The sequence below is a fragment of the Streptomyces flavofungini genome (assembly GCF_041028215.1).
GTDB lineage: Bacteria > Actinomycetota > Actinomycetes > Streptomycetales > Streptomycetaceae > Streptomyces > Streptomyces flavofungini_B.
Genome location: NZ_JASKYR010000201.1, coordinates 1 through 11,335, shown reverse-complemented (window position 1 = coordinate 11,335; position 11,335 = coordinate 1). Strand labels below are relative to the sequence as shown.

General features: G+C 71.7%; 11 protein-coding genes and 1 pseudogene. 7 read left to right on the top strand and 5 right to left on the bottom strand.

Going from position 1 to position 11,335, the window contains the following annotated elements; translation table 11 throughout:
* Together AB8Z36_RS16205 and AB8Z36_RS16200 are read right to left on the bottom strand one after the other, a co-directional pair.
* The coding region (locus AB8Z36_RS16205; RefSeq protein WP_369214013.1) for an adenylate cyclase regulatory domain-containing protein at positions 1-818 on the bottom strand (818 nt) is incomplete at its 3' end.
* A 202-nt stretch (positions 819-1,020) separates the two neighbouring features.
* Positions 1,021-1,884, bottom strand: a complete 864-nt coding sequence (locus tag AB8Z36_RS16200) for a biotin--[acetyl-CoA-carboxylase] ligase (RefSeq protein WP_369214012.1) — start codon at positions 1,882-1,884, stop codon at positions 1,021-1,023.
* 124 nt (positions 1,885-2,008) lie between these two features.
* Between AB8Z36_RS16200 and AB8Z36_RS16195 the strand changes: the two genes are divergently transcribed.
* The 4 genes from AB8Z36_RS16195 to AB8Z36_RS16180 all read left to right on the top strand — a co-directional run bounded on the left by AB8Z36_RS16195 (position 2,009) and on the right by AB8Z36_RS16180 (position 4,721).
* Positions 2,009-3,583: an acyl-CoA carboxylase subunit beta gene (locus AB8Z36_RS16195; RefSeq protein WP_369214011.1), complete on the top strand. Its 1,575-nt coding sequence runs from the start codon at positions 2,009-2,011 to the stop codon at positions 3,581-3,583.
* Positions 3,584-3,627: 44 nt separating this feature from the next.
* Complete coding sequence (locus AB8Z36_RS16190) at positions 3,628-3,834, top strand: acyl-CoA carboxylase subunit epsilon (RefSeq protein WP_369214010.1); 207 nt, start codon at positions 3,628-3,630, stop codon at positions 3,832-3,834.
* A gap of 106 nt (positions 3,835-3,940) precedes the next feature.
* Positions 3,941-4,069, top strand: a complete 129-nt coding sequence (mmpB, locus tag AB8Z36_RS16185; RefSeq protein WP_369214009.1) for a morphogenic membrane protein MmpB — start codon at positions 3,941-3,943, stop codon at positions 4,067-4,069.
* 31 nt (positions 4,070-4,100) lie between these two features.
* Entirely contained in the window at positions 4,101-4,721 is a 621-nt protein-coding gene (locus AB8Z36_RS16180; protein ID WP_369214008.1) for a nucleoside triphosphate pyrophosphatase, read from the top strand.
* Here the strand turns inward: AB8Z36_RS16180 and AB8Z36_RS16175 are convergent.
* The gene (locus tag AB8Z36_RS16175; protein ID WP_369214007.1) at positions 4,702-5,118 is read right to left on the bottom strand and encodes a hypothetical protein; all 417 of its coding nucleotides are present in this window, start codon (positions 5,116-5,118) and stop codon (positions 4,702-4,704) included. The two genes, AB8Z36_RS16180 and AB8Z36_RS16175, sit on opposite strands and share 20 nt — an antisense overlap.
* Before the next feature lie 355 nt (positions 5,119-5,473).
* Here AB8Z36_RS16175 and AB8Z36_RS16170 point away from each other — a divergent pair, with 355 nt between their 5' ends.
* Positions 5,474-7,249 carry an acetyl/propionyl/methylcrotonyl-CoA carboxylase subunit alpha gene (locus tag AB8Z36_RS16170; RefSeq protein WP_369214006.1) on the top strand — a complete coding sequence of 592 codons (1,776 nt, stop codon included), beginning with the start codon at positions 5,474-5,476 and terminating at the stop codon, positions 7,247-7,249.
* A gap of 278 nt (positions 7,250-7,527) precedes the next feature.
* Entirely contained in the window at positions 7,528-8,142 is a 615-nt protein-coding gene (locus AB8Z36_RS16165) for a TetR/AcrR family transcriptional regulator (protein WP_369214005.1), read from the top strand.
* A gap of 36 nt (positions 8,143-8,178) precedes the next feature.
* On the opposite strand, the gene AB8Z36_RS16160 is transcribed toward AB8Z36_RS16165, so the two are convergent.
* Together AB8Z36_RS16160 and AB8Z36_RS16155 are read right to left on the bottom strand one after the other, a co-directional pair.
* Positions 8,179-9,150, bottom strand: a complete 972-nt coding sequence (locus tag AB8Z36_RS16160) for a DeoR/GlpR family DNA-binding transcription regulator (RefSeq protein ID WP_369214004.1) — start codon at positions 9,148-9,150, stop codon at positions 8,179-8,181.
* A 176-nt stretch (positions 9,151-9,326) separates the two neighbouring features.
* Positions 9,327-10,775, bottom strand: a complete 1,449-nt coding sequence (locus AB8Z36_RS16155; protein WP_369214003.1) for an NAD(P)H-quinone dehydrogenase — start codon at positions 10,773-10,775, stop codon at positions 9,327-9,329.
* Between the two features lie 121 nt (positions 10,776-10,896).
* Here AB8Z36_RS16155 and AB8Z36_RS16150 point away from each other — a divergent pair.
* Positions 10,897-11,334 (top strand): annotated as a pseudogene (locus AB8Z36_RS16150) (gamma-glutamylcyclotransferase).
* Position 11,335 lies beyond the last annotated feature (1 nt).

Genomic DNA, 11,335 nt, shown 5'->3' with positions numbered 1-11,335 from the left:
ATCAGGCGCAGGGCGATCTCCGCGGCGACGCCCGCGTCGTCGGCTGCGTAGAGGACCTCGTCGCCGAGGGTCTTGATGAGCCGTCCGCCGTGCGCGGCGACGAGGTCGGCGGCCGTGGTCTCGAAGGCCTCGACCAGCTCACCGAGCTCCTCCTCCTCCATGCGCCGGGTCAGCCGCGTGAAGCCGACCAGGTCGGCGAAGCCCACGGCGAGCCGCCGGTCGACCATCTCCTCGTCGTCGGCGGCCTGCACGACGCGCCCGGTGGCGGCGGCGAGCTGGCGGCGCCAGACGTAGACGATGAACTCCTCCAGCTCCGGCAGGAGCAGCTCCACCAGGGGATACGTGACTTCCGTACGGGTCATGCCGGGCTCGGGCGGCTCGGTGAGCCCCTCAAGGAAGGAGTCGATCTGCCACTCGGCGAGCCGCGCGGTGGTCTGCCCCGTGGACCGGGCCACCTGCACCGCCATGGCCTCGCTCAGCAGACCCGCCTCGACGAGGCCCGCAAGGCGGCGCAGGGCGAGGACGTCGGCCTCGGTGAGCGCCTTGGCCTGGCCGATGTCGGGGAAGCCCATGGCCCGCCAGAAGCGGGAGGCGAGCTCCATGGAGACGCCCGCGCTGCGGGCCGCCTGGAAGGGGGTGTAGCGGCGGTCCGCGCCGAGGATGAGCTGTTCGAGCCGGAGGGCGAGGGGGTCCTTCGCGGACTCGCCGTCCTCCTTCTCGTCCACGTCATGCACCTCGGGAACGCCGGCCGCGCCGCCCGGCCCGTCGTCGGGGCCACGCTCCGCGCCCGCGCCGGAGCCCGTGTCGTCGACGGTCACGCCTGCTGCCCTTCCGATCTGCCGCGGTCAGAGTCTGTCTCGGGGCCGGAGCCACGACACAGACTCTCAGGTATCGACCGGCGTCAACTTTACGGCAGGTGTGCCGCAGCTCACTCCCGACTCCCGTGACCCGTTCCCCCGGCCGGGGGTGCGCCGGGCGCCCGAGCGGGGCCGGGCGCCCCCGGACGCCTGGGAGCGCCCGTCACCCGGCCGCCCGCAGATGCACGATGTCGCCCGCCCCGACCGGCTCCTGCACCCCGGCCCCGGTGGCGAGGACGAGGCGGCCCTCACCGTCGACCGCGACCGCCTCGCCCACCAGCGAGCGGTCCCCCGGCAGCTCCGCCCGGACCCGGCGGCCGAGCGTGGCGCAGCCCGCCGCGTACGTCTCCTGGAGCCGCGAGGCCCGTGGGTCGCCGCCCGCCGCGCGCCAGTCCCCGTACCACTGCTCCAGGGAGCGCAGCACGGCCCGCAGCAGCGGATCGCGGTCGGTCGTCGGCGCCCCGGCGAGGGCGAGCGACCCGGCCGTCGGCACCGGCAGCTCGTCCTCACGCAGGGTGACGTTGAGGCCGACGCCGACGACCACGCCGCCGCCGGAGCCGCTCCAGGCACGCTCGGCGAGGATGCCGCCCGCCTTGCGCTCCTCGTCACCCACGGTGACCAGGAGGTCGTTGGGCCACTTGAGTGCCGTGTCGATCCCCGCGGCCCGGGAGAGCCCGGTGGCGACGGCCACACCGGTGAGCAGCGGCAGCCAGCCCCACCGCTCGACCGGCACGTCGGCGGGCTTGAGCAGCACGGAGAAGAAGAGCCCCGAGCGGGCGGGCGCGGACCACCGCCGGTCGAGGCGGCCCCGGCCCGCGCTCTGCTCCTCGGCGACGAGCACCGCTCCCTCGGCGAGGTCGTCGGCCCGTGCCGCGAGGTCGGTGTTGGTGGACCCGGTGGCGGGCACCACCTCCAGGGAGGTCCACAGACCGCCCTCGCGCACCATGGCCCGGCGCAGGGAGGCGGCGTTCAGCGGCGGGCGTCCGAGGTCGGACCAGCGGTTGTCTTGAGCATCTGGCGGCGTCATGCAAGCCACCCTAGGTGTGGTAAACGCCGCACTGCCGAACGGTATCCGCGCCGATACGCTACGGGTCAGTAGCCAGCCGTAAGCCGCCATACGCACCTTTGAGCAGGCAGGGAGCCGCATCCCTATGTCCGAGATCGACATCCACACGACCGCCGGCAAGCTCGCGGACCTCCAGCGCCGCATCGAGGAGGCGACACACGCGGGGTCGGCCCGCGCGGTCGAGAAGCAGCACGCCAAGGGGAAGTTGACGGCGCGCGAGCGGGTCGAGCTGCTGCTCGACGAGGGCTCCTTCGTCGAGTTCGACGAGTTCGCCCAGCACCGCTCGACCCAGTTCGGCCTGGAGGGCAACCGGCCCTACGGCGACGGCGTCGTGACCGGATACGGCACCGTCGACGGCCGTCCCGTGGCGGTGTTCTCGCAGGACTTCACCGTCTTCGGCGGCGCCCTCGGCGAGGTCTTCGGCCAGAAGATCGTCAAGGTCATGGACTTCGCCCTGAAGACCGGCTGCCCGGTCATCGGCATCAACGACTCCGGCGGCGCCCGCATCCAGGAGGGCGTCATGGCCCTCGGCATGTACGGCGAGATCTTCCGCCGCAACACCCACGCCTCGGGCGTCATCCCGCAGATCAGCCTGGTCGTGGGGCCGTGCGCGGGCGGCGCCGTCTACTCACCCGCGATCACCGACTTCACGGTCATGGTCGACCAGACCTCGCACATGTTCATCACCGGGCCCGACGTGATCAAGACCGTCACGGGCGAGGACGTCGGCTTCGAGGAGCTGGGCGGCGCCCGTACGCACAACGCGACCTCGGGCGTGGCCCACCACATGGCGGGCGACGAGAAGGACGCCATCGAGTACGTCAAGTCGCTGCTTTCGTACCTGCCTTCGAACAACCTCAGCGAGCCGCCCGCGTTCCCCGAGGAGGCCGATCTCGCCCTCACCGACGAGGACCGGGCCCTGGACACGCTGATCCCGGACAGCGCGAACCAGCCGTACGACATGCACACCGTGATCGAGCACGTCCTGGACGACGCGGAGTTCTTCGAGACGCAGCCGCTCTTCGCGCCGAACATCCTCACCGGCTTCGGGCGCGTCGAGGGCCATCCGGTGGGCATCGTCGCCAACCAGCCTCTCCAGTTCGCCGGGTGCCTGGACATCGACGCCTCGGAGAAGGCCGCGCGGTTCGTGCGCACCTGCGACGCGTTCAACGTGCCGGTCGTCACCTTCGTCGACGTGCCGGGCTTCCTGCCGGGCGTCGAGCAGGAGCACACGGGCATCATCCGCCGCGGCGCCAAGCTGATCTACGCGTACGCCGAGGCCACCGTGCCGCTGATCACGATCATCACCCGCAAGGCCTTCGGCGGGGCGTACGACGTCATGGGCTCCAAGCACCTGGGCGCCGACCTGAACCTCGCCTGGCCGACCGCGCAGATCGCCGTCATGGGCGCGCAGGGCGCGGTCAACGTCCTGCACCGCCGCACCATCGCCGCGGCCGAGGACCAGGAGGCCACGCGGGCCAAGCTGATCCAGGAGTACGAGGACGCCCTGCTCAACCCCTACACCGCGGCCGAGCGCGGCTACATCGACGCCGTCGTGATGCCCTCGGACACCCGCTCCCATCTCGTGCGCGGCCTGCGTCAGCTCCGCACGAAGCGGGAATCGCTGCCGCCGAAGAAGCACGGCAACATCCCGCTGTAGGCACCCATGAGCCCCCGCAAGCCGCGATCCCCCGAGGAGGATTCGTGATCAAGGTCGTTCGGGGCAACCCGACCCCCGAGGAGCTGGCCGCCGCACTCGCGGTGGTCCAGGCGCGCGCCGCGGCGGTGGCGAACCAGCCGTCCGGCGCGCCCATGCCGCCCGACTCCTGGGCCGACCCCGCCCGCGTGGCCAGGGACCGGCTCCCGGCACCGGGTCCCACGTCCTGGGGCCGCACGTACTGGCCCTCGTAGCACCTCGTGGCCGCGTCCTCCGCGGCCGCCCGGACCGCGACCGGGCCGGGGAAGTTGAGTACGCGTACTCAGGCGCCCCGGCCCGGCCGGCCGCACCATCGACGTCATGCTGTGGTCAGACCCGGAGAACAACCCGCCCGAGGACATGCGGGACATGCAGGCCAAGATGCGCCGTGCGGGTCTCGTCCTCGCCCTCGCCATGGTCGTGGCGATGTTCGTGCTCGGCCTGCGCTGAGTGCCCCCGCGCTTCTCGCTACGCTGGCCGCATGAGTGATCAGTCCCGTCAGGGCCGGCCCCGTCGTCTCGTCCTCGCCTCGCAGTCGCCCGCGCGCCTCGGTCTGCTGCGGCAGGCGGGCTTCGCCCCCGAGGTCATCGTCAGCGGCTTCGACGAGGACAAGGTCACCGCGCCGACCCCCGCCGAGCTCGCGCTGGCCCTCGCCGAGGCCAAGGCCTCCGTGGTCGCCGCGCGGCCGGAGGCGCGGGGCGCCCTGGTGATCGGCTGCGACTCCGTCCTCGAACTGGACGGACAGGCGCTCGGCAAACCCGCCGACGCCGAGGAGGCGACCGCCCGCTGGAAGTCCATGCGCGGGCGCGCGGGCGTCCTCCAGACGGGCCACTGCGTCCGCGACACGGTCGCCGAAACGTACGCCTCGGCGACGGCCTCGACGGTCGTCCGCTTCGGCGACCCCTCCGACGAGGAGATCGCCGCGTACGTGGCGAGCGGCGAACCGCTGCACGTGGCCGGGGCGTTCACCCTGGACGGCCGCTCGGCCCCGTTCATCGAGGGCATCGAGGGCGACCACGGCAACGTCATCGGCCTCTCCCTGCCGCTGCTGCGCCGCCTCCTCGGGCAACTGGGCGTCAGCGTCACGCAGTTGTGGGCGTAGGGCGGCCCGCCCTGTCGTACGCGACGAGCGGCAGCACGATCAGGCCCAGCGCGACCATCATGAAGACGAACGCGGGCCAGCCCACCAGGCCCACGCTGAACGCGCCGAGCACGCCGTGCACGACCGCGCAGGCGATCAGGAGCACCCGCCCGAAGGTGCCCGGCGCGCGGTCCCTGGCGGCGGCGCGGGCCAGCACGAACGCGCAGAGCGCGAGATAACCGGCGAAGACGGCTCCGGCGATCCAGGTCGACACGGTCATCGCGTGCGGATCGAGGCCCGCGAGGGACATGTCCTGCTTGTCGACGACCATGCCGAGGAACCAGTTCAGGAGCGCGATGCCGACCGCCTCCACGAGGAGAACGATCGCGCCAAGCCAGGCCACCGGTCTGCGCGCCACGGCGCCCCACCCACTTCCGCTCTGCTGTTACCCCTGGTACGTCCGATCACCGCGCACGCTACTAACCGGTAAACGACGGGACAAGAGCTGCGCCCAAGGCAAAGAATCATTGGGCCATTCGTAGGTACTCCACAAAGAAAGCGCCCCTGCCGCAGCGCTGGTTCACAGAGACCTTGACCACATCAGCGGGCTAGGCTGCCGGGAAGGGACCCTGGCTACCGTGGTAGGACAAGGGTTTTCGCGGACCGAGCGGACGTCGCATCACACTCCGTGTGGGCAAGCTCACCCTTGGGGACGGGTCGTAAGGCCGTGTCCACAGTCCCTAAACTCGGCTTGTTTCAAGGAGGGAGCCATCGTGCGCAAGGTGCTCATCGCCAACCGTGGCGAAATCGCTGTCCGCGTTGCCCGGGCATGCCGGGACGCGGGGATCGCGAGCGTAGCCGTCTACGCAGATCCTGACCGGGACGCTCTGCATGTCCGGGCGGCCGATGAGGCGTTCGCGCTGGGCGGTGACACTCCGGCCACCAGCTACCTGGACATCTCCAAGGTGCTGGCCGCGGCCAAGGACGCGGGGGCGGACGCGGTCCATCCCGGCTACGGCTTCCTTTCGGAGAACGCCGACTTCGCGCAGGCCGTCATCGACGCGGGCCTGAACTGGATCGGCCCGCCGCCGCAGGCCATCCGCGACCTGGGCGACAAGGTCGCCGCCCGGCACATCGCGCAGCGCGCCGGGGCCCCGCTGGTGGCGGGCACCCCCGACCCGGTCTCCGGGGCCGAGGAGGTCGTCGCCTTCGCCCGGGAGAACGGCCTGCCGATCGCCATCAAGGCCGCCTTCGGCGGCGGCGGGCGCGGCCTGAAGGTGGCCCGCACCCTGGAAGAGGTGCCGGAGCTGTATGACTCCGCGGTGCGCGAGGCGGTGGCCGCCTTCGGCCGCGGCGAGTGCTTCGTGGAGCGCTACCTGGACAAGCCCCGGCACGTGGAGACCCAGTGCCTGGCCGACAAGCACGGCAATGTGGTGGTGGTCTCCACCCGGGACTGCTCGCTGCAGCGCCGCCACCAGAAGCTCGTCGAGGAGGCGCCCGCGCCGTTCCTGACGGCCGAGCAGAACGCCGAGCTGTACGCCGCGTCCAAGGCCATCCTCAAGGAGGCCGGTTACGTGGGCGCCGGAACCGTGGAGTTCCTCGTCGGCACGGACGGCACGATCTCCTTCCTGGAGGTCAACACCCGCCTCCAGGTGGAGCACCCGGTCACCGAGGAGGTCACCGGCATCGACCTGGTCCGGGAGATGTTCCGCATCGCCGACGGCGAGGAACTGGGCTACGACGACCCGCCGATGCGCGGACACTCCTTCGAGTTCCGCATCAACGGCGAGGACCCGGGCCGCAACTTCCTGCCCGCCCCGGGCACGGTGAGCACCTTCGCGCCGCCGTCCGGCCCCGGCGTGCGGCTGGACGCGGGCGTGGAGTCCGGCAGTGTGATCGGCCCGGCCTGGGACTCGCTGCTGGCCAAGCTGATCGTGACCGGCGCCTCGCGTGAGCAGGCGCTCCAGCGCGCCGCCCGGGCGCTGGCGGAGTTCACCGTGGAGGGCATGGCCACCGCCCTCCCCTTCCACCGCGCGGTGGTGACCGACCCGGCCTTCGCCCCGGAACTGACCGGCTCCAGCGACCCGTTCACCGTGCACACCCGGTGGATCGAGACCGAGTTCGTCAACGAGATCCCGGCCTTCACCGCGCCCGCGGCGGACGCCGAGGCGGAGGAGGAGCCGGGCCGCGAGACGGTGGTCGTGGAGGTCGGCGGCAAGCGCCTTGAGGTCTCGCTGCCCTCCTCGCTGGGCATGACGATCGCGCGCACCGCGGCGGCGGGCGGCGCCCGCCCCAAGCGGCGCGCGGCGAAGAAGTCCGGGCCCGCCGCCTCCGGCGACACCCTGGCCTCGCCCATGCAGGGCACCATCGTCAAGATCGCGGTCGAAGAGGGCCAGGAAGTCCAGGAGGGCGACCTCGTCGTCGTCCTGGAGGCCATGAAGATGGAGCAGCCCCTCAACGCCCACCGCTCGGGCACGATCAAGGGCCTGACGGCGGAGATCGGCGCGAGCCTGACCTCCGGCGCGGTGATCTGCGAGATCAAGGACTGACCCAGCGACATCCCTGAACACCCCCGGGGCTCCGCCCCGGACCCCGCTCCTCGATCGCCGGAGGGGCTGAGACATCCCGGACCCGGGCTGAACACGTTCAGCCCGGGTCCGGGCTCGTTCCGGCCGGTGGTCTCCAGCCCGTCCGGCGATTGAGGACGAACTCGGCGAAGCCGGTGACAGACCGAGCCAGGACCCCGCGAGCGAGGACCGCCCTCACCGCGCCCCCGCGAGCGGTGGCATGCTGGGAACCCGATGACCGATCGGAGGTGCGGGGGATCATGACCACCGCCACAGGCCCCCAGGCCAGCGCAGGCCCCCAGGCCAGAACGATGCGGGCCGACGCGCGCCGGAACTACGACCGGCTGCTCGGCGAGGCGAGGGCCGCGTTCGCCGAGAACGGCACCGGCACGTCCCTGGAGGACGTGGCGCGCCGCGCGGGCGTCGGCATCGGCACGCTCTACCGGCACTTCCCCAACCGCCACGCGCTGATGAGCGCGGTGTGGGAGGACGCCGTACGCGACCTCCTGGCCCGCTCGCACGCGCTCCTCGACGACCCGCACCCCTGCTCGGCCCTGGTGACATGGCTGCGAGCCATCGTCACTCATGCGGGTGAGTACCGCGGCCTGTCCAGCGCCCTCATGTCGGCGTCGCACGACGACACTTCGGCGCTGGCCCGGTGCAGCAGGCCCATGCGTGAGGCGGGCGCGGCGCTGCTCGCCCGCGCGCAGGAGGCGGGGGCCGTGCGGCCCGACGTCTCCATCGCCGACCTGCTCCAGCTCACCAACGCGATCTCGCTGGCGGCCGAGGAGACCCCGGACGACCCGGAGTTGGCCGACCGCCTGCTCACCCTGACCCTGCGCGGACTGCGGGCCGAGGGCCGGGCGGCGGTCTGACACCGCCCCACCCCCGACGGCCCGCGCCGCGCGGGCTCAGCGTCGGCGCATGTCCGCGACGCGCGCGGCACGCTCCCCCGGCGGCTGCTCCCCGAGGAGTGCGCTGCGCAACTGCTGGCCTGGGCCCGCCCCGTGATTGCGCCGCTGACCCGGCAGGGGCACGTCCCGGCGCGGCTGGCGTCCGGCCGGGACGGAGTCGGCACCGGGCCCGGCCTCAGGGCCGGCGGAGCCGCCCGTGACCGCGATCTGTACGCCCTGGTCGGCCAGGGCCTGCAGTTCCGTGGCCGCGCGGTCGTCGTGCGCGGGCGGCTCGTCCGTGACCAGACGCGTGATCACGTCGGTCGGCACCGTCTGGAACATGGTGTCGGTGCCGAGCTTGGTGTGGTCGGCGAGGACCACGACCTCGGCCGCCGCCTGCACCAGTGCGCGGTCCACGCTCGCGGAGAGCATGTTGGACGTGGAGAGGCCGCGCTCGGCGGTCAGACCACTGCCCGAGAGGAACGCCCGGGAGACGCGCAGCCCCTGGAGGGACTGCTCGGCCCCGCTGCCCACGAGCGCGTAGTTCGAACCACGCAGTGTGCCGCCGGTCATGACGACCTCGACACGGTTGGCATGGGCCAACGCCTGGGCCACCAGAAGGGAATTGGTGACCACGGTGAGACCGGGGACCCGCGCGAGCCGTCGGGCCAGCTCCTGCGTGGTCGTACCGGCCCCGACGACGATGGCTTCGCCCTCTTCGACGAGGCCCGCCGCGAGATCGGCGATGGCCGTCTTCTCGGCGGTCGCGAGATGTGATTTCTGCGGAAAGCCGGACTCCCGCGTGAATCCGCCCGGCAATACCGCACCGCCATGCCGGCGGTCGAGGAGTCCTTCTGCCTCCAGCGCGCGCACGTCCCGCCGTACGGTCACTTCGGAGGTCTGGACGACGCGGGCGAGCTCACGGAGCGACACCGCTCCGTTGGCCCGCACCATTTCGAGGATCAATTGGCGACGTTCTGCAGCGAACACGAAACTGACAGTAACCCCAACGACCGTCTGCTTTCAGCAGTATGCGCCGAATTACAGAAGTTGTTCGCACGGCAGGGTGGGAGGTGGTATAGCTGCCTACTCCCTGTGCCTATGCCGGGCGAATGGGTAGCAACAGTGCGTGACCTGCGGAGAGTTGTTTCAAGCCGCCGTTTCGGTCAGCTGTCTCCGGCCGTCTTGCGGGTGTGGAGTTGCCGTGCCACCTCGGCGATCGACCCCGAAAGCGATGGGTACACGGTGAACGCATTCGCGATCTGCTCGACCGTAAGATTATTGTCGACCGCGATCGAGATGGGATGGATCAGTTCCGAAGCACGCGGAGCGACCACCACACCGCCGACCACGATCCCCGTGCCGGGGCGGCAGAAGATCTTGACGAATCCGTCGCGGATGCCCTGCATCTTCGCACGCGGATTGCGCAGCAGCGGCAGCTTGACCACCCGGGCGTCGATCTTGCCCGCGTCGACATCGGCCTGGCTGTAGCCGACGGTCGCGATCTCGGGGTCGGTGAAGACGTTCGACGAGACGGTCTTCAGGTTCAGCGGCTGCACGGCGTCGCCCAGGAAGTGGTACATCGCGATGCGCCCCTGCATGGCGGCGACGGAGGCGAGCGCGAAGATCCCGGTCACGTCACCGGCGGCGTACACACCGGGGGCGGACGTGCGCGACACCTTGTCGGTCCAGATGTGCCCGGACTCCTTGAGCCGGACCCCGGCCTCCTCCAGGCCCATGCCGCTGCTGTTGGGGATGGCGCCGACGGCCATCAGGCAGTGCGTGCCGGAGATGACGCGTCCGTCGGCGAGCGTGACCTCGACCCGGTCGCCCACGCGCTTGGCGGAGGCGGCGCGCGAACGGGACATGACGTTCATGCCGCGCCGCCGGAAGACGTCCTCCAGGACCGCGGCGGCGTCCGGGTCCTCGCCGGGGAGCACACGGTCACGGCTCGACACGAGCGTGACGTTCGACCCGAGCGCCTGGTAGGCACCCGCGAACTCGGCGCCGGTCACACCCGAGCCGACCACGATGAGCTCCTCGGGCAGCTCGTCGAGGTCGTAGACCTGGGTCCAGTTCAGGATGCGCTCGCCGTCGGGCTGGGCGTCCGGGACCTCGCGCGGGTGGCCGCCGGTGGCGATCAGGACGGCGTCGGCGACGAGGGTCTCCTCGGTCCCGTCGGCCGCGCGCACGACGACCTTCCGCGACCCGTCGGCCTCCTGCTGCCCCTCCAGCCGTCCCCGGCCGCGCAGCACGCGCGCGCCCGCACGCGTGACGGACGCGGTGATGTCGTGGGACTGGGCGAGCGCGAGGCGCTTCACGCGGCGGTTGACCTTCCCCAGGTCCACGCCGACGACCCGGGCCGGGGTGTCGATGTGCGGGGTGTCGTCCGCGACGATGATGCCGAGCTCCTCGTACGAGGAGTCGAAGGTGGTCATCACCTCGGCCGTCGCGATCAGGGTCTTCGACGGCACGCAGTCGGTAAGGACCGACGCCCCGCCCAGACCGTCGCAGTCGACGACGGTCACCTCCGCGCCGAGCTGGGCGGCCACCAGTGCCGCCTCGTAGCCGCCGGGTCCGCCGCCAATGATCACGATCCGAGTCACGTACTCCATTGTCCCGCACGCTTCAAGGTGCGCACGCGCCGGGGGCCTCCGTTCGGTGCGGCGGCCTCCGGGGCGGCCCTCCCCACGTCGCGGGAGTGACGTACTTGATTGCTGCCGTACCCTCGTCCTCATGTCGCTCTACGCCGCGTACGCCGGCAATCTGGATCCGCGGCTCATGTCACGCCGCGCCCCGCACTCACCGCTGCGCGCGACCGGCTGGCTGAACGGCTGGCGGCTCACCTTCGGCGGGGAGCACATGGGATGGGAGGGCGCGCTGGCCACGATCGTGGAGGCGCCCCGCTCGCAGGTCTTCGTCACGCTCTACGACATCGCCCCCATGGACGAGGACTCCATGGACCGGTGGGAGGGCGTGGGCATGGACATCTACCGCAGGATGCGGGTCCGCGTGCACACCCTGGAGGCCGAGGAACCCGCCTGGGTGTACGTGCTCAACGGCTACGAGGGCGGCCTCCCCTCCGCGMGCTMCCYSRGGKAGCKCGCGGACGCGGCGGAGTCGGCGGGCGCGCCGCACGACTACGTGATGGAACTCCGCAAGCGCCCCTGTTAGC

Coding starts and splice junctions, on each gene's coding strand:
- AB8Z36_RS16180 (WP_369214008.1), top strand. CDS start 4,101: ATGAGTGATCAGTCCCGTCAGGGCCGGCCCCGTCGTCTCGTCCTCGCC.
- AB8Z36_RS16200 (WP_369214012.1), bottom strand. CDS start 1,884: ATGACGCCGCCAGATGCTCAAGACAACCGCTGGTCCGACCTCGGACGC.
- mmpB (WP_369214009.1), top strand. CDS start 3,941: ATGCTGTGGTCAGACCCGGAGAACAACCCGCCCGAGGACATGCGGGAC.
- AB8Z36_RS16195 (WP_369214011.1), top strand. CDS start 2,009: ATGTCCGAGATCGACATCCACACGACCGCCGGCAAGCTCGCGGACCTC.
- AB8Z36_RS16155 (WP_369214003.1), bottom strand. CDS start 10,775: ATGGAGTACGTGACTCGGATCGTGATCATTGGCGGCGGACCCGGCGGC.
- AB8Z36_RS16165 (WP_369214005.1), top strand. CDS start 7,528: ATGACCACCGCCACAGGCCCCCAGGCCAGCGCAGGCCCCCAGGCCAGA.